At 72.6% G+C, this 16,804-nt stretch carries 18 protein-coding genes and 1 pseudogene; 9 read left to right on the top strand and 10 right to left on the bottom strand.

The window, feature by feature from the left end:
* Positions 1 to 132 precede the first annotated feature (132 nt).
* The 5 genes from STBA_RS37775 (at position 133) to STBA_RS13425 (ending at position 5,126) form a co-directional block, all read left to right on the top strand.
* On the top strand, positions 133 to 834 hold the full coding sequence (locus tag STBA_RS37775) for a hypothetical protein (RefSeq protein ID WP_077059475.1): 702 nt from the start codon (positions 133 to 135) through the stop codon (positions 832 to 834).
* A 174-nt stretch (positions 835 to 1,008) separates the two neighbouring features.
* Complete coding sequence (locus STBA_RS13440) at positions 1,009 to 2,262, top strand: NAD(P)/FAD-dependent oxidoreductase (RefSeq protein WP_077059474.1); 1,254 nt, start codon at positions 1,009 to 1,011, stop codon at positions 2,260 to 2,262.
* A 33-nt stretch (positions 2,263 to 2,295) separates the two neighbouring features.
* A complete protein-coding gene (locus STBA_RS13435; RefSeq protein WP_077059473.1) occupies positions 2,296 to 3,411 on the top strand; it encodes a cupin domain-containing protein in 1,116 nt (371 codons plus the stop codon).
* Positions 3,408 to 4,292 carry a fumarylacetoacetate hydrolase family protein gene (locus STBA_RS13430; protein ID WP_077059472.1) on the top strand — a complete coding sequence of 295 codons (885 nt, stop codon included), beginning with the start codon at positions 3,408 to 3,410 and terminating at the stop codon, positions 4,290 to 4,292. The genes STBA_RS13435 and STBA_RS13430 overlap by 4 nt, the downstream gene beginning before the upstream one ends.
* A gap of 51 nt (positions 4,293 to 4,343) precedes the next feature.
* Positions 4,344 to 5,126 (top strand): IclR family transcriptional regulator, encoded by a 783-nt coding sequence (locus STBA_RS13425; protein WP_077059471.1) that lies wholly within the window; start codon positions 4,344 to 4,346, stop codon positions 5,124 to 5,126.
* 25 nt (positions 5,127 to 5,151) lie between these two features.
* Here STBA_RS13425 and STBA_RS13420 read toward each other — a convergent pair whose 3' ends face one another.
* From STBA_RS13420 to STBA_RS13410, 4 genes and pseudogenes are all read right to left on the bottom strand, one after another.
* Positions 5,152 to 6,288 (bottom strand): aromatic acid exporter family protein, encoded by a 1,137-nt coding sequence (locus tag STBA_RS13420; RefSeq protein WP_077059470.1) that lies wholly within the window; start codon positions 6,286 to 6,288, stop codon positions 5,152 to 5,154.
* A 136-nt stretch (positions 6,289 to 6,424) separates the two neighbouring features.
* Positions 6,425 to 6,811: pseudogene (locus STBA_RS38785) on the bottom strand (VOC family protein); the annotation flags it as partial.
* Positions 6,795 to 7,022, bottom strand: a complete 228-nt coding sequence (locus tag STBA_RS39470; RefSeq protein WP_366510790.1) for a hypothetical protein — start codon at positions 7,020 to 7,022, stop codon at positions 6,795 to 6,797. The pseudogene STBA_RS38785 and the gene STBA_RS39470, both read right to left, overlap by 17 nt.
* A gap of 141 nt (positions 7,023 to 7,163) precedes the next feature.
* Complete coding sequence (locus STBA_RS13410) at positions 7,164 to 7,616, bottom strand: MarR family transcriptional regulator (RefSeq protein WP_077059469.1); 453 nt, start codon at positions 7,614 to 7,616, stop codon at positions 7,164 to 7,166.
* 165 nt (positions 7,617 to 7,781) lie between these two features.
* Here STBA_RS13410 and STBA_RS13405 point away from each other — a divergent pair, with 165 nt between their 5' ends.
* Positions 7,782 to 9,065 carry an MFS transporter gene (locus tag STBA_RS13405; protein ID WP_077059468.1) on the top strand — a complete coding sequence of 428 codons (1,284 nt, stop codon included), beginning with the start codon at positions 7,782 to 7,784 and terminating at the stop codon, positions 9,063 to 9,065.
* Here STBA_RS13405 and STBA_RS13400 read toward each other — a convergent pair.
* The gene (locus STBA_RS13400; RefSeq protein WP_077059467.1) at positions 9,040 to 9,363 is read right to left on the bottom strand and encodes a cupin domain-containing protein; all 324 of its coding nucleotides are present in this window, start codon (positions 9,361 to 9,363) and stop codon (positions 9,040 to 9,042) included. The two genes, STBA_RS13405 and STBA_RS13400, sit on opposite strands and share 26 nt — an antisense overlap.
* Before the next feature lie 59 nt (positions 9,364 to 9,422).
* On the opposite strand from STBA_RS13400, the gene STBA_RS13395 reads away from it, so the two are divergent.
* Positions 9,423 to 9,608 (top strand): hypothetical protein, encoded by a 186-nt coding sequence (locus STBA_RS13395; RefSeq protein ID WP_077059466.1) that lies wholly within the window; start codon positions 9,423 to 9,425, stop codon positions 9,606 to 9,608.
* 76 nt (positions 9,609 to 9,684) lie between these two features.
* On the opposite strand, the gene STBA_RS13390 is transcribed toward STBA_RS13395, so the two are convergent.
* The 5 genes from STBA_RS13390 to STBA_RS38780 form a co-directional block, all read right to left on the bottom strand.
* Complete coding sequence (locus tag STBA_RS13390) at positions 9,685 to 10,671, bottom strand: ABC transporter substrate-binding protein (RefSeq protein ID WP_077059465.1); 987 nt, start codon at positions 10,669 to 10,671, stop codon at positions 9,685 to 9,687.
* Positions 10,668 to 11,435, bottom strand: a complete 768-nt coding sequence (locus STBA_RS13385) for an ABC transporter ATP-binding protein (RefSeq protein WP_077059464.1) — start codon at positions 11,433 to 11,435, stop codon at positions 10,668 to 10,670. The genes STBA_RS13390 and STBA_RS13385 overlap by 4 nt, the downstream gene beginning before the upstream one ends.
* Positions 11,428 to 12,267, bottom strand: a complete 840-nt coding sequence (locus STBA_RS13380) for an ABC transporter permease (RefSeq protein ID WP_077059463.1) — start codon at positions 12,265 to 12,267, stop codon at positions 11,428 to 11,430. Before STBA_RS13380 ends, STBA_RS13385 begins: the two co-directional genes overlap by 8 nt.
* Positions 12,264 to 13,136, bottom strand: a complete 873-nt coding sequence (locus STBA_RS13375) for an ABC transporter permease (RefSeq protein ID WP_079251902.1) — start codon at positions 13,134 to 13,136, stop codon at positions 12,264 to 12,266. Before STBA_RS13375 ends, STBA_RS13380 begins: the two co-directional genes overlap by 4 nt.
* Positions 13,137 to 13,335: 199 nt before the next feature.
* Entirely contained in the window at positions 13,336 to 14,670 is a 1,335-nt protein-coding gene (locus tag STBA_RS38780) for a M23 family metallopeptidase (protein ID WP_077059462.1), read from the bottom strand.
* A gap of 316 nt (positions 14,671 to 14,986) precedes the next feature.
* Between STBA_RS38780 and STBA_RS13365 the strand changes: the two genes are divergently transcribed.
* Both STBA_RS13365 and sucC read left to right on the top strand, forming a co-directional pair.
* On the top strand, positions 14,987 to 15,391 hold the full coding sequence (locus STBA_RS13365; RefSeq protein WP_077059461.1) for a cobalamin B12-binding domain-containing protein: 405 nt from the start codon (positions 14,987 to 14,989) through the stop codon (positions 15,389 to 15,391).
* 222 nt (positions 15,392 to 15,613) lie between these two features.
* Positions 15,614 to 16,789 (top strand): ADP-forming succinate--CoA ligase subunit beta, encoded by a 1,176-nt coding sequence (gene sucC / locus STBA_RS13360; RefSeq protein WP_077059460.1) that lies wholly within the window; start codon positions 15,614 to 15,616, stop codon positions 16,787 to 16,789.
* The last annotated feature ends 15 nt before the right edge of the window (positions 16,790 to 16,804 follow it).

Here is a 16,804-nt window from a genome sequence, read left to right as displayed (position 1 = left end):
GTATGTCACAGACCGGGGAAAGGGCTTGTGGTAGAGCCGCGGGGAGCGATTAGCTGCCTGCGGCAATGTTCGTACTCCAGTTCCTTCTGTCCCCGGAGTACGTACCATCTTGAGATTCCCAGGGGGAACACAATGAGCCAGCCCTGGCAGCAACAGCCGGACGGCGGCGGATACGGACAGCAGCCGCAACAGCCGGGCGGATACGGCCAGCCCCAGCCCAACCCGTACGGCCAGCCCCAGCCGCCCCAGCCGCCCGCGCAGCCGTATGGCCAGCCGCCGCAGCAGGGCTACGGCTATCCGCCGCCCCAGCCCCAGCCGCCCCAGCCGTACGGCGCCCCGCAGGGTGCGCCAGGTGGCGGCTGGCCGGCCCCGCCCCCCTCGGGCGGCCCGGCGAACCAGAACATCGCGCTCGCGGTCCTTTCCGCGGTGGGTGCCGCGCTGGTCATGGCGATCCTCTACGCGTTCTTCTACGACGCGATGTTCGACGAGAGCAGCGGTGAGGTCACCAAGATCGGCTACGTGTCGCTGGCCATCGGTGCGGCGGTCGGCGCCGGTCCGGCGTTCCTCGCCCGGCGGAACGTCGCGATACAGGCCGTCGCCGCGGCGCTGGCTCTCGTGGCGGCCGTGCTCGGCGAGCTGTACGGCACGGCAATGATCCTGAGCGAGTACCTCACCAACGGTGAGTGGAGCGCCACGAAGATCTTCTTCGAGGAGTTCAACCACCTCTGGGACGTCTGGACCGAGTCCAACGATCCGATCAACTACTTCTTCCTGATCCTGGCCCCCGTCGGCGTCTTCGCCATCGGCCAGGCGGTCGCGCGCCGCAGCAGGTGAGATCCGTCGGCCCCGCGGCCGGCTCGCACGGACGGCAGGCCCGCCGCTCCCTCCGGGGAGCGGCGGGCCTTTTGTGTCCGCGCGGCTGCCGGGCGCGCGGCAGCATTATTTCGGCATAGCAGAAATCTAATCGATCTTCTTTCATGCATGCGGAACGTATGAGATGTTTGCCGCATGCCAGGAATTGAGCGCGGACTCCCCGGCGGCCCGGTGGTCGTCGTCGGCGGCGGTCCGGTCGGAATGGTCGCCGCCGCCTCCCTCGCCCGCTTCGGCATCCCCGTGGTGCTGATCGAGGCCGAGAAGCGGCCGAAGACGGACTGGCGCGCCTCCACGTTCCACGCGGCGACGCTCGAACTGCTCGACGAGCTGGGCATCGCGGACCGGATGCACGCCGAGGGCCTGGTCGTGCCCGTGTACCACTTCCGCGACCGGCGGGACGGGCTGATCGCCGCGTTCGACTTCTCGCTCCTCGCCGACGAGACGCCCTTCCCCTACCGCCTCCAGCTCAACCAGCAGCACCTGGTGCGCATGCTGCACGAGAGGCTGGCCCGGACGCCCGGCGTCGAGCTGCTGTTCGGCGCCCGCGTCACCGGCGTCGACCCGCGTGCGGGGAACGGGGCCTCCGTCGTCGTCAGCACCGCGACCGGCACCCGCGAGGTGCACGGCTCGTGGGTGATCGGCGCCGACGGCGCGGGCAGCACCGTGCGGCGGGCACTCGGCGTCGACTTCACCGGCTGGACCTACCCCGAGCGCTTCCTCATCGCCAGCACGAGCGTCGACCTCGCCGAGGCGCTGCCCGGCATCGCGGAGGTCAACTACGTGGCCGACCCCCGCGAGTGGCTGTTCCTGCTGCGCACCCCCGAGTCCTGGCGGGCGGTCTGGCCGGTGCCCGCCGGGCAGAGCGAGGCCGACGCGCTCGCCGGGGCGACGCTGGAGCGGCAGTTCCAGGGCGTCGCGCCCCGCCGGGCCGACTACCCGATCATCGACCGGCAGCTGTACCGCGTGCACCAGCGGGTGGCCGGGTCGTTCCGCGCCGGCCGCGCCGTCCTCATCGGGGACGCGGCCCACATCAACAGCCCCATGGGCGGGGTCGGTCTGAACAGCGGCATCCACGACGCCGTCGACATCACCCGGCGCCTCGCCCGCATCGCCGAAGGCGCCGCGGCCGAGGCGGAGCTGACCGCCTTCGCCGGCGTGCGGCGGCGGGTGGCCGTGGAGTACGTGCAGGCCGACACGCAGCGCAATACGCAGCGGCTGAGCGAGGCCGACGAGAGCCGCCGCCGCGCCGCGCACGAGGAGATGCGCGCCACCGCGGCCGATCCGGACCGCGCCCGCGCCTACATGCGGCGCGCCTCGCTCCTCGAAAGCGTGCGCCGCTTCGGCGTCGGCCTGCCCCCCGGCGCCCCCGCGCCCGCGCCCGCCCGCTGAGGCGTATCCAACCCCCTACCCCAGGAGGTCTCCATGTCCCTCGTCGACGAACCCGGGGTCGGCGATCCGCGCTTGCGTTCCCTCTACGAGGACATCGCCGCCGCCGGACTGCGTCCCCTGTGGACGATCACCGAGCAGCTGCTGACGCCCACCCCCAGGCCACGGGCCGTGCCCTGGCTGTGGCGCTCCGCGGTGCTGCGCCCGCTGGCCGAACGCGCCATCCGGCTGGTGCCGGTGGAGCGCGGCGGCGAGCGGCGCGTGCTGTCCCTCGCCAACCCGGGTCTGGGCGGGCGGCCCTACGCGGCCGGCACGCTGTGGGGCGCGCTCCAGTGCCTCGGGCCGAACGAGACGGCGCCCGCGCACCGGCACACGCCCGGCGCGATCCGTTTCGTCATCGAGGGCGAGGGAGTGTGGACCACCGTCGACGGGGACGCCTGCGACATGCGGCCCGGCGACCTGATCCTCACCCCGGGCGGCGCCTGGCACGACCACGCCAACGGCGGCGACGGCAGCATGTTCTGGTTCGACGGCCTCGACCTGCCGATGGTCGAGGCGCTGGACGCCGTGTTCTTCGAGCCGCACCCCGACCTGCGGCAGCCCGTGACCGGCCCGCACAACCGTTCCGAAGCCGCCTGGGCCGGCGGGGGCGGCGATGCCGCGCGCACCATGACGCGGGGCGCGGTCACCCGCGCGCTCGACCCGGCGCCCTCACCGCTGCTGGTCTACCGCTGGGCGGAGACCGACGCGCACCTGTCCCGTCTGGCCGCGGCGGGCGAAGGGCCGCTGGTGAGCGTGGAGTTCACCAATCCGCACTCGGGCGCCAGCGTGCTGCCGACCCTGTCCTGCGGCATGCACCGGGTGCTGCCGGGCGGCGCGTCCGCGCCGGTGCGGCGCAGCGGGAACACGGTGTTCGTCGTGTTCCGCGGCGAGGGCAGCAGCGTCGTCGACGGGTGCAGGTTCGACTGGACGGCGGGCGACATGTTCGTCGTGCCGTCCTGGTCGGTGGCGGAGCACTTCTCGGACGGCGGGGCGGACCTGTTCGGCCTGGGCGACGCCCCGGTGCTGCGGGCGCTCGGCCTGTACCGCGAGGAGACGCTGCCGCGGCGGCAGGAGGTCACGGGCGTGTTCGGGGAAGGGACCGCGGCATGAAACTGGCACTGTTCGACGACCACCGTCTCGGCGTGGTCGAGGAGGGCCCGCAGGGCACGACGGTGACCGACGTCACCGCCGCGATCGGCCGGCCGCACGATCCGGACCCGCTCACCGCGGGCTGGTGGCGCGCGCTGTGCCGGGACTTCCCGGCGCTGCGAACGGATCTCGCCGCCGCGGCGGCCAAGGGCGCGGCCGAGCCGCTCGACCCCGGCCGGCTGCGCGCGCCCGCGCTGAACCCGAGCAAGATCGTGGCCTGCGCCTGCAACTACGCGGACCACGTGGCCGAGATGCACGGTGTGCAGGAACGCACGCTGGGCGGAGTCGAGTCGTGGATGATGAACTTCGACGTGTTCCTGAAGTCCCCGTCCTCCCTGTCGGGTCCGGCCGAGGACATCGTGCTGCCCACGGAGGTCGTCGCCGCGGGCCAGGAGATCCACCACGAGTCCGAGCTGGTCGTGGTGATCGGCAGGGGCGGCGCGGACATCCCGCGGGACCGGGCGCTCGACCACGTGCTGGGCTACACGCTGGGCCTCGACATCACCGTGCGCAGCGCGGCCGACCGTTCGCGGCGCAAGAGCTACGACACCTTCAGTCCGCTCGGCCCGTTCCTCGTCACCGCCGACGAGCTGGGCGACGCGAGCGATCTGGAGATCCGGCTCGACGTCAACGGTGTGCAGCGGCAGCATGTGCTGACCCGCGACCTCATCACGCCGGTGCCCGCGATCGTCTCGTACGCGTCGTCGATGATGACGCTGCTGCCCGGGGACCTCATCTTCACCGGAGCGCCCCCCGGCGTCGGGGCGATCGTCCCGGGCGACCGGCTGCGCGCGGGCATCGGGCGGATCGGCGAACTGACCCTCGCCGTGCGCGAGGGCTGAGCGGGGCGCGGCCGGTGGATGCGCAGAAAAGAACTACGTTAGAATTCCTGCATGTCGAATAACGCCCGGGAAGGCGTCACGAGTTCGGTGGACAATGCGCTGCGGCTCCTGGAGCTGATCGGCGAGCGGAAGGCGCTGCGGGTCTCCGACGCGGCGACCGAGCTCGGCGTCGCGCCCTCGACCGCCCACCGCCTGCTCAACGCACTGCGCAGGCGCGGATTCGTCCTTCAGGAGAAGCCCAACGGCGCCTACCGGCCGGGCCCTGTGCTGGGCGAGATCGGCCTCGCCGCCATCGGCCGCATCGACATCCGCCAGGTCGCCCGCCCTTTCCTGGAGCAGGTGAGGGACAGCACCCAGGAGACGACGAGCCTGTCGCTGCTGGAAGGGCGCAACGTGCGGTTCATCGACTGCGTGGAGAGCCCGCGTTCCGTCCGCGTCGGCGACCGCACCGGCGTCGTGCTGCCGGCGCACTGCACCGCCGCGGGCAAGGCCATCCTGGCCGCCATGCCCGAGGCGGAGCTGTCCCGGCGCTTCGCCGACCGGGAGCTGACGACGCGCACCGAGTTCTCCGTCTCCGACTGGCAGGCCCTCCGGGCGGAGCTGGCGGAGATCCGCCGCGCCGGCTTCGCGATGAACGTCGAGGAGGGCGAACGCGGCATCAGCGCGGTGGCCGCGGTGCTGCGGGACCGGGCGCAGACGCCGCTGGCCTCGGTCGCGGTGGTCGTGCCCGCGCACCGGCTCGCCGTCCGCACGGATGCGCGCAAGCTCGCCGAGGACCTGCTGCCGGTCCGCGACCGCCTCCAGGAGCTGCTGCACGCGCAGGTCGGGTCCTGAGGCGGGCGGGCGTTCGCCCGCCGGGTCAGGGGCGGGCGGGCAGGCTGGTGCCCAGGTCGTCCAGGATGCGGTAAGCGTCGGTCAGCAGGGCGCCGTACAGCGGCCACTCGCCCGGCGCGTCGAGGCGCTCCCGCCGGCTGCGCGCGGCCAGCCGGTCGTGGCATTGCCGGCCCCGCGCGAGGTGCTCGTGCAGCTCCTCGTCGTCGCCTTCGCCGCCGCGGACCTCGGACACCCGCAGTTCCCGCGCGGCAACGGCGGTGTCCGCGAGCAACTCGGCGTAGCCCGTGAGGAAGTCGCGCGCCAGCGCCGTGTAGTGCTCGCTGTGCACGGCGTAGTGCAGGCCCCGGGCGATCGACTGGGCCTGGTGGCCCACGCGTTCCAGGATGTTGACGGCCGTGTGGTGGACCGGCAGCCGCAGGTGCTCGCCGGCGATGAGACGGCGCGGATTGAGCCGCGCCGCCTCCTCGCCGTTCTCCACCGCGGCGCGGGCCTGCTGCGCCAGCACTCCCACCTTCTCCGTGCGGTCCAGCCAGTCGCGGGTCTGCGACGCGTCGGGTGTCGTCTCGCGCAGCGCGTCCGCGATGCCGCGCAGCAGCCCGCACACCTCCCGGGACAGCGTGGACACGGCCTCGTCGGCGCCGCGGTGGCGCAGGGGCGGCGCCCAGAGCACGGAGGTGGCCAGACCGCAGCCGACGCCGATGAGCACCGCGGCGAGCAGCTGGAAGCTGTACTCGAGCTGACCGCCGCCCGCGGAGAACGCGAACAGGGCCGTCACCGGCACCTGGAGGCGCTGCGCGCCGAGTGCCCGCAGCCGCATCGTGGCCAGCGCCGCCGCCATCAGAATGGCCAGGCTCCACGCGTGCAGCCCGGCGGTGGAGCCGAAGCCCGCCGCGAGCATCACGCCCACGGCCACCGCCCCCATGTAGCGCAGCGACTGCCACAGCGACCGGTACACCGTTCCCTGCAAGGACAGCAGCGAGGTGAACGGCGCGAACGTCGTGACGCCTGGGGTGAGCAGCCAGGAGGCGAGCGACCACGCGACGACGGCCGCCAGCACGGTCTTCGCGGCCAGCAGCGGGTCGACGCGCTGCCACCCCGGACCGCGCACGGCCCGCACCAGCCGCCGGCGCGCCCGCTCCGCCAGCGCCGCGGGACCCGCCATGGCTCCACGCCCTTTCCTCGACCGCCGTCCCTGCCCGCACCGCTAACCGGTAACCCGATCGGACCCGGCGGAAACGGACACGGCCCACCCGGCAGGACAAGGGCCCACCCGGCCAGACCGGGCCAGGGCCCTGCCCGAGAGGGGCGAACAGGTCGACGGAATTGCCCTCCGGGTCCAGGACGATGGCGTAGCGCTGGCCCCACGGGGCGTCCCAGGGCGGCCTTCTCCCCGGCGTGGCCGGCCCGGGTGAGATCGGCGTACCACTGGTCCACCTCGGCCGGGCCCTCGCACAGGAACGCCAGGCCCAGGCGCCCGCCGCGCGGCGGCGTCCGCTCCGGGCGGAAGCTTTGGACCGTCGCCACGGTGTCCCAGGCGATCCGCAGCCCGCCCGGCAACTCGGCCTCGGCATGCGGCTGGTCCTCCGCCCCGGCGGGGATGTCGAGGCCGAGCCGCCGGTAGAAGGCGAGCGAGGCGGCCAAGCCGCGTCGGTCATGAGGCCGATGAGGTCAATGCGTGGTGTCATGTCCCGCGGCGTAGGGACAGGGCCACGCCCCGGTCCTGAACGAATCGGACGCGTCGACCGGGGCGGCGACCTGCTCGGCGGCGTCTCCCACGGTTTCCACGTCGTGCACGTTTTCCACAGGATCGGCCGCCGGTGCCGCCCGACCGGCGTCCCCGGCGTCCAGCAGGTACGTACGCACCTGACGTGCGACGTCGCTGTCCCGCAGGAGCATCGCGACGTTGAGAACGGTCCGCCGGGGGAAGAGGGCGAGCGAGGCGCTCCGCGACCGGATCCCACTGACTTCCTTGAAGGAAGTCAGTTGTGTCCCTGCCAGGACGACTGCGGGCTGCTGTCCGAAACGCCGGGGGCCGGGTCAGCTCGCCCCGGGCTGGAGGGTGCGGACGGCGGCGACGAGGGGGGCGAGGGCGGGGTGCTGTTCGGCCTGGTCGAGGGCCTCGCGCAGGGCGGTGTCGTTGGTGGGGCGCGCCTGGTCGAGAAGGCGGCGGCCGGCTTCGGTGACGTCGGTGTAGATGCCCCGGCGGTCGGTCGGGCACAGGAAGCGGGTGAGGAGGCCGCGGTCCTCCAGGCGGTTGACCAGGCGGGTGGTGGCGCTCTGGCTGAGGACGACGGCGTCGGCCAGCTCGTTCATCCGGAAGTGGCCGCGGTCGCCGTCGTGCTGCTGGCTGAGGACGTTGAGCACGGAGTACTCGCGGACGCTCAGGCCGTGCGCCGACTGGAGGGCGCGTTCGATCTGGGCCTCGATGCGGTCGTGGAGTGCGGACAGGGCGCACCAGCCCTGGGCGAGGCCCGGTTCGGGACGCGTCATTGCTCTTCCGTGCCTTCCTCGTGGCCGCACGGCGGGTGTCGGCGTGCCGGGCGCTTCGGCCAGTTTAGCGCGGGATCGCGATAGTCGGCGCGTGTCGGTAGCGAGCGTCTGCAACTATTGTGTCCGCGGGCAATCGTTGTCCGCATAGATCTGGAGGGGCTCCTCATGCCACTCGCGCTCTTGGCCCTGGCCATCGGAGCATTCGGGATCGGCACCACCGAGTTCGTGGTCACCGGCCTGCTGCCGGAGATCTCGGACGAGTACGGGGTATCCGTGCCGACGGCCGGTTTCACCACGTCCGGCTACGCCCTCGGTGTCGTGGTCGGCGCACCGGTGCTGGCCATCGCCGGGGCGAGGGTGACGCGCAAGCGGATGCTGCTGGTGACGATGGTCCTGTTCATCGCGGGCAACCTGGTGTCCGCCGTCGCCCCCGCCTTCGGGGTGATGCTGGCGGGCCGGGTCGTCGCCTCGCTGGCCCATGGCGCCTTCTTCGGTATCGGTTCCGTCGTGGCCGCCTCGCTGGTGGCGCCGGAGAAGCGGGCCGGTGCCATCGCGTGGATGTTCACCGGGCTCACCGTCGCCAACGTCGTCGGCGTGCCCGCGGGAACGCTGCTGGGCCAGCAGGTCAGCTGGCGGCTGACGTTCGGCGCGATCACGCTGATCGGGGTGGTGGCGTTGGTGGGCGTGGCCGCGCTGGTGCCCAGGGGTGCCGGGGACGCGCCCGCCGGTGAACGGTCCGCCGCCGGTGGAGGGCTGCGGCGGGAACTGGCCGCGTTCCGCGATTCCCAGGTGTTGCTGGCCATGGCGATGACGGTGCTGGGATTCGGCGGTGTCTTCGCGGCCATCACCTATATCGCGCCGATGATGACCGACGCGGCCGGTTACGCCGAGAGCAGTGTCACCTGGCTGCTCATGCTCTTCGGGGTGGGGCTGGTGGCCGGGAATCTGATCGGCGGCCGGTACGCGGACCGGGCACTGATGCCGATGCTGTACACCTCGCTGGCCGCGCTCGCGGTCGCGCTGGCGGCGTTCACGGTCACCGCCAACAACAAGGTCGCGGCGGCCGTCACACTGATGCTGATCGGGGCCTTCGGCTTCGCGACGGTGCCCCCGCTGCAGAAGCGCGTCCTGGACCACGCGCCCGGGGCGGCCACGCTGGCCTCCGCCGTCAACATCGGCGCCTTCAACCTGGGCAACGCCCTCGCCGCCTGGCTGGGCGGCCTGGCCCTGTCGGCCGGCGCCGGGGCGACCTTGCCGAACCTGGTGGGAGCGGCGATGGCCGTCAGCGCCCTGGCGCTCGCGGTGGTCGCGGCGCGGCTGGAACGGGGCGGACGCCGTCCGGCCGCGGTGGCCGCAGGCGCTGCGGCGGGGCCGGTGGTCGCGGCGGAGGAGGCGGAGGCGGTGGACGTGCTGTGCGGCGGTGTCACCCGGCCCAGTGGAGGGGTCTGACCTCGCCGGTGTCGGCGACCGTGGCCCGGCCGCCGTTGGCCATGCAGACCAGCACCTCGGCCGGGGCGGTGCCGGAGGTGGCGATCCGCCGGTTCTCCCCGGCGGGGAGGATCGCCGCCCGGCCCGGGCCGATCCGGCGGGTGCCGTCGTCGGTGGTGACGGTGATGGCGCCGGACAACGGCACCCATAGCTGCTCGCGGTCCATGGCGTGGAGCGGGCCGGCGGCACCGGGCTCCATGGCCACGGTCCAGGCACTGACCTCGGTGCTGCCACGGCTGGGTGTGGCCAGGCTGGTCATCACGGCGTTGGGGGTGGCGAAGACGTCGTCGGGGGTGCTGGTGTGGCAGGCGGAAACTGGTGGTGCTGACCGAGGCCGCCCACCTCCACCTGGCGGTAGCCGGGAACGCGCTGCGGGACCTGGAGGCGGAGCTCGCCGCGCGGCTCGCGGGCCGCGCCGACGCCGGCCGGCTGCGGCGGGATCTGACCCTGGTCATCCGGGACCTGGGCGGCGAGACTCCCCCGCCGCTGCGCCCGGTCTGGTGAGGCGGAAGCAAGGGGCGCCTTGGGGCTGACGCGGCACAAGGTCCTGGCGGGGCCCGCGAAGATCGCCCGACAGGACCTAGCCGTCCTCCGCGACCGCCTCCGCGTAGTCGAGGTCCGCGTCGGTCAGGCCGATGTCGCGCATCAGGCCGTGGATGGTCTCGATGGACTCCCGGTCCGTCGCCCCGCGCCACACCGGCAGGTGCATGTCGCCCGCCAGCTCCGGAGCCAGGTCGCTGATCTCCGGCAGGGCGTCGCGGAACGCCTGCGGGTCCGCGGCGATGGCCTCGGCCGTCGCGGTCACGCCCCGGCGGAACGCGGCGGCGCGTTCCGGGTCCTCCGCGACCTGCTCCGAGGTCATCAGGTACGTGCCGATCTGCAGCTCCGGCCGGGTGGCCGTGTAGGGGCGCGCGACGTCGCGCAGGCCCTGCGACCTGCCGATGGTGGCGAACGGCTCGATCAGCAGCCCCGCGTCGACGTCGCCGCGCTCGATGGCGGCGGGCATGTCGGGCAGCGGCATCTCGACGAAGTCGACGTCCCCGTTGCCGAGCCCGGCCTCGGAGAGGACCGAGTGGATGACCACATCGTTGATGTTCTGGAGGGTGTTGACCGCGATGCGCGCCCCGTCGAGGTCCGCCGGCTCCCGTAGCGGGCTGTCCGCCGGGACCATCAGCGCGGAGAAGTCGTCGTCCGCCGCGGACGCGGTGCTCGTGCCCGCCGCGATCATCTCGACCGGCATGCGCCGCCCCATCGCGATCAGCGCCGACACCACGTTGGACCCGGCGACGTCGATGTCCCCGCTCAGCAGCGCCGGGATGACGCTCGCGCCACCGCTCGACGGGCTGACGTGGACGTCCAGGCCCTCCGCCTCGAAGTAGCCCTCGCGGATGCCGTAGGCCAGGAACGAGGCCGGGGTCCCCGCGGTCTCCGAGACCATCACGGTGTCGCCGTCCCCGCCGCCCGCCGCCGCGACGCCGGACAGGTCGCCGCCGTAGTCGGTGCAGGCCGTGGTGGCGAGCATCAGCAGGACCGCGAGGGCCGCGACGGCCCGGCCGCCGCGGTTCACGCCACCACCGGCCGGCCGTCGAGCGCGGCGTACAACTCGCCGCGCAGCCTGCCGAACTCCGGCTCCTGCTTGGTCGCCACCTGGTTCCGCGGGCGCGGCAGGCCGACCACGGCCTCGTGCCCGACGTTCGCCGGGGGCCGCAGCACCAGTACCCGGTCGGCGAGGTAGACGGCCTCGTCGATGTCGTGCGTGACGAACAGCACGGTGATTCCGTACCGCTGCCACACGTTCAGCAGCAGGTCCTCCAGGCCCGAACGCGTCTGCGCGTCCACCGAGGCGAACGGCTCGTCCATCAGCAGGATGCCCGGCCGGTACGCCAGGGCCCGCGCGATGGCCACGCGCTGCTGCATGCCGCCGGAGAGCTGCCACGGGTAGCGGTCCCCGCGGCCGGCGAGGCCGACGGCGTCCAGCGCCTCGTCGGTCAGCTCGGCCGCCCGGCGCCGGTCGACGCCCTTGTAGCGCAGCGGGAACGCGATGTTGCGCCGCACCGTCATCCACGGCAGCAGCGAGCGGCTGTAGTCCTGGAAGACGAACGCCATGTCCTCCGGCGGCCCGTTCACCGGCTTGCCGCGCAGGACGACCGACCCGGAGGTGGCGGGCGTCAGGCCGGAGAGGCACCGCAGCATCGTGGTCTTGCCGCAGCCGGACGAGCCGAGGATGCAGACGAACTCCTGGTCGGCGACGGCGAAGGACAGGCCGTCGACGGCCGGCGCGGCGTGCGGGTCGGGGCCGTAGACCTTCCGCAGATTCGAGACTTCAAGCATCGGACTTCTCCGGGGTCGGGGTCTTCTTGAGGGAGGAAGGGGCGCCGGCGGCGGGCTCGTGCTCCGCGAGGAGGCCGCGGGCGCCGCGGTGCCAGCGCAGCACCCGCCGTTCCACCCGCAGGAAGATCCAGTTGAGGACGAAGCCAAGGACGCCGAGCAGGATGATGCCGGTCCACATCTCGGGGATGGCGAACGAACGCTGCTGTTCCAGAACGAAGTAGCCGAGCCCGTTGCTGCTGGCCACCATCTCGGAGACGACCATCAGGATGATCGCGATGGCGAGGCTGGTGCGCATGCCCGCGAACACCCGCGGGCCCGCGCCCGGCAGGATGATCCGTACGATGCGGGCCCCGGGCGGAATCCGGTGGGCGCGCGCCATGTCCAGCGCCTGCGGGTCGACGCCGCGGACGCCGTCGATCGTGTTCAGCAGGATCGGCCAGACCGCGCCGAGCACGATCACGAAGACCTTCGACGCGTTGCCCGCGCCGAACATCAGCAGCGAGAACGGGATCAGCGCCGGGGCGGGCAGCGCCCGCAGGAACTCCACGACCGGCTCGGCCGCGACGCGCAGCGGGCGGTACATGCCGAGCAGCAGCCCGAGCCCGACGCCGATGACGACGGACGCGGCGTACCCGGCCAGCATGCGCGCCAGGCTCGGCAGCAGGTCGCTGCCGACGCGGTCGAACAGCCACAGCTCGCGGAAGTAGCGGAAGATCTCGTCGAGCGGCGGGAAGTAGAAGCTCCCGGCCCGGTGCGCCCACAGCCCGTAGCCGATGAGCAGGGCGGCGGGCAGGGCGAGTTCCAGCAGGAACCCGAGGACGCGGCGGCTCACCGGCTCTCCTCCTGACGCTGCGAGGGGTGCCACCGCAGCAGGCGGCGCTCGACGGCCTGGAAGGCCATGTTGAGCACCCAGCCGACCAGGCCGGTGACGATGATCAGGGCGTACATGCGGGGCAGCTGCGCGTTGGACTGGGCGACGACGATGGACTGGCCGAGGCCGGGCGCGCCCACGACCAGCTCGGCGGTCACCGCGAGCACCAGCGCAATGGCGGCCGCGATCCGCAGCCCGGTGGCGATGTAGGGGGCGGCGCTCGGCAGGGTGATGCGGAAGAAGCGCGCGTGGGCGGGCAGTCCGTAGGCCCGTGCGGTGTCGCGGACCACCGGGTCGACGTCGGTGACGCCGTAGACGACCTGGAGCAGGATGGGCCAGAAGGTCACGAAGACGATGAGGAAGACCTTCATCTCCAGGCCGACGCCGTAGACGAGCACGGCCAGCGGGATCAGCGCGACGGAGGGCACCGGCCGGCAGAACTCGATGACGACCCGGCTCATGCGGTAGGCCGCCGGGCTCGACCCGAGCAGGATGCCGAAGGGGACGGCCAGCAGCGTGGCGAGGGCGAGCCCGATGGCCCAGCCGTTCAGCGTGCGCCCGATCTCCACCCACAGGGGGCGGCCCATGCCCAGCCGGAACAGCTCCGCGTAGGTGTCGGTGACCGGCGGAAACCAGTCACGCGACAGCAGGCCGACGCGCGAGCACAGCTCCAGGGCGAGGAGGACGGTGAGTACCCCGGAGACCTTGAGCCCCAGGTCGCGCACCCGGCGTGAGGCGAGGAGGCGGCCGGCCCGTCCGGGGGGCAGCCGGGCCCCGGCCGCGGGGGTGCCCCGGCGAGCGTCGATGGTTGCGGCCCCGTCGAGGCTCATGGCGACTCCTTCGGTGCTCGATCGCGGGTAGCTGGAAAACTACGGTCTCATTCCGCATGCAGCAATACGCGTGATCGAATTTCCCTCTATAAGAAAAATGAGGGCCCGGGGGGAGTCGCCTCGGCGCACGGAAAAGCGCCGGACCGGGGAGTCCCCGGTCCGGCGCCTGCCGTCGGTGGTGAGCGGTGGTGAGCGGTGGTTACGTGGGTTCGAGACCCTGGCCCCGCAGCCAGGTGAGCGGGTCGATGGGCGAGCCGCCGCCCGGCCGTACCTCGAAGTGCAGATGCGGCCCCGTGGAGGTGCCGGAGTTGCCCGAGTAGGCGATCACCGTGCCGGCCTGCACGTGGCCGGAGGTGAAGACGGTGCTGTCCAGGTGCGCGTACCAGGTCTCCGTGCCGTCGGGGGCGGTCAGGATGACCATGTTCCCGTAGCTCGGGTGCCACTGCGTGCTGATGGAGCCGTCGGTGGCCGCCACCACGGGGGTGCCGTAGCTGACCGGGAAGTCGATGCCGGTGTGCGTGGACATCCAGTTGATGCCCGACTGGCCGAAGTAGGCGCTGAGCCCGGCCTGCTCCACCGGCACGAAGAACTTCGGCCGCTCGGCCTCGATGCGCGCGGCCTCCGCCGCCGCGGCCTCGGCCTCCGCCTCCTGCTGCGCCTGGAGGTCGAGGCGGCCCTGCGTGCGGCTGGCGCGGTCGCTGTAGTCGTCGACGGCCTCGGTCAGGCCCGCCAGCTGGCTGTCGAACTGCTGGTTCGCGGCGACCTGCTGGACCTCGCCCGGGTCGGGCGCGGCCACCGGCGCCGGCTCGCCGCCCTGCGGGGTGTCGGACTCGGAGACGGTCGCCGCCGTGGCCACGGCGGTCACGCCCAGGACGGCGAGGGAGGGGGCGGCCACGCTGAGGAACGCGGACCGCCGCGGACGCGCCGAACGCCGTCGGCCGCCGCGCGGCCGCAGCGGCGCTGCGGCCGACGGCCCGGACTCGGGCGCCGGATCGTCGGGGGCCCACTCCTGGCCGGGGTCCGCGGCCACGTCGTCGGGGGCGTCGAGGTCCAGGCCGGCGCCGGGGCCGGGTTCGTGCGCGGTGCCCGTGTCCGCGCCCGGCCCGCCCTGCGGCGCGGGGGTTTCGTGAAAATCCTCTGCCGCGGGCCCGTCGGCGTACCAGGTGCCGGATTCGTACCCGGTTTCGCCGTACCACTGCTCCGGCGGATACGGCTGCTGCTGTTCCTGGTGAAAGGGCTCCTGCGGGAACTGCTGGAACGGGGGGAACTGCTGGTAGCCGTCCTGCGGGAACGGCTCCTGGGGAAAAGGCTCCTGCGGGAAGGACTCCTGCGGGAAGGACTCCTGCGGAACGGCGGCCCACTGCTGTGCGTCCTGGTACCCGGCTGCGTACCCGTCCCCGGCTCCGTACCCGCCTCCAGCGCCGTAGGCGTCCTGGTGACCGTACGCCGGGTCGAGCAGCCCGTGTGCGGCGTGGGAGCCGAAGCCGGAATAATCCGTGTGCCCGGAGGCTTCCGACAGCAGACGATCGCTCACCGACAAGGCCCTTCGGCTCGACAACAGGGGCCGGGCAAGGACCTGCCCCTGCGGTTCGGCGGTGACTGTACCCGGCAGTACGTGGCGGCGACAATCTTTCCCGGCTTGTTCGCAGGTTTCCGAGGGGCGTAAGCGGTCAATAGGCCGATTTTCGGCGGGGTTCACCATGGGTGCCGCACGTCATGTTCGACATGAGTTCGAATAGGGGTCCGCGCGGTCCGCGGATGTGATTTCCCCCTCGGACCTGTTCCGCCGGCCGCGGATTGGGAGATCCTGTAGTCAACGTGCGTTAACTCGCGTCCCCGGGAGGCTGCTGATGGGTGTATCGGGTCCGATTCGCGTCGTGGTGGCCAAGCCCGGGCTCGACGGCCACGACCGGGGAGCGAAGGTCATCGCCCGCGCGCTGCGCGACGCGGGCCTGGAGGTCATCTACACCGGGCTGCACCAGACGCCCGAGCAGATCGTGGACACCGCCATCCAGGAGGACGCGGACGCCATCGGTCTTTCCATCCTCTCCGGCGCGCACAACACCCTGTTCACCCGTGTCATCGAGCTGCTGCGCGAGCGGGACGCGGCGGACGTCGTCGTCTTCGGCGGCGGCATCATTCCCGAGGACGACATCGCCCCGCTGAAGGCGGCCGGCGTCGCCGCGATCTTCACCCCCGGCGCGCCCACCAGCGAGGTCGTGGACTGGGTGCGCTCGGCCCTGGCCGCTCCCTGAGGCGGCCCCGGCCCCCTCGGCCGGCGGGCGAACCGGCCCGCGGGGGCGATGTGTGACGGGACTCACCACGTTGGTGTGACCCAGGATTCAAGCCCTCCGCCGGGGCACGGATACGCTCGACTTCGGACATGCCGCGTGCTTCGACGTCGCCTCGCAACGCGGCCACGCGGCACGCCCACGCAGACAACGACCGCGAGACCATTGATTGAGGGACGGACGCGCGTGGACCTGTTCGAGTATCAGGCGAGGGACCTCTTCGCCAAGCATGGCGTACCGGTGCTGGCCGGCGAAGTCATCGACACGCCCGAGGCGGCGCGCGAGGCGACCGAGCGGCTCGGCGGTCGCGCGGTCGTCAAGGCGCAGGTGAAGACCGGCGGACGCGGCAAGGCGGGCGGCGTCAAGCTGGCCTCCGACCCGGAGGACGCGGTCGCCAAGGCGGGCGCCATTCTGGGCATGGACATCAAGGGCCACACGGTCCAGCGCGTCATGCTGGCGCAGACGGCGGACATCGCGGAGGAGTACTACGTCTCCTTCCTCCTGGACCGCACCAACCGCACGTTCCTCGCCATGGCCTCCGTCGAGGGCGGCATGGACATCGAGGAAGTCGCGGCCAACAGCCCCGAGGCGCTGGCCAAGATCCCGGTGGACGCGATCGACGGCGTCACCGCGGACAAGGCGCGCGAGATCGTCGAGGCGGCGCGCTTCCCCGCCGAGGTCGCGGACCAGGTGGTCGACGTCCTCCAGCAGCTGTGGACCGTCTTCATCAAGGAGGACGCGCTGCTGGTCGAGGTCAATCCGCTGGTGAAGACCGGGGATGGCAAGATCGTCGCGCTGGACGGCAAGGTGTCCCTGGACGCGGGCGCCGAGTTCCGGCAGCCGGAGCACGCCGCGCTGGAGGACAAGGCCGCGGCCAACCCGCTGGAGGCCGCGGCCAAGGAGCGCGGGCTCAACTACGTGAAGCTCGACGGCGGTACCGTCGGCATCATCGGCAACGGCGCGGGTCTGGTGATGAGCACGCTGGACGTCGTCGCGTACGCCGGTGAGGCGCACGGCGGCGTGAAGCCGGCCAACTTCCTCGACATCGGCGGCGGCGCGTCCGCCGAGGTGATGGCGAACGGCCTGGAGATCATCCTCGGCGACCCGGAGGTGCGTTCCGTCTTCGTGAACGTCTTCGGTGGCATCACCGCCTGCGACGCCGTGGCGAACGGCATCGTGCAGGCCCTGGAGCTGCTGAAGTCCAAGGGTGAGGACGTGAAGAAGCCGCTCGTCGTCCGGCTCGACGGCAACAACGCGGAGCTGGGGCGCAAGATCCTCACCGACGCCGACCACCCGCTCGTCGAGCAGGTGGACACCATGGACGGAGCGGCCGACCGCGCCGCAGAGCTGGCCGCGAAGTAGCGCGGAGTAAAGGAC

This window comes from Streptomyces sp. MP131-18 (assembly GCF_001984575.1).
GTDB lineage: Bacteria > Actinomycetota > Actinomycetes > Streptomycetales > Streptomycetaceae > Streptomyces > Streptomyces johnsoniae.
The sequence above is the reverse complement of the archived record's forward strand: the minus strand, read 5'-3'. Positions and strand labels throughout refer to the sequence as shown.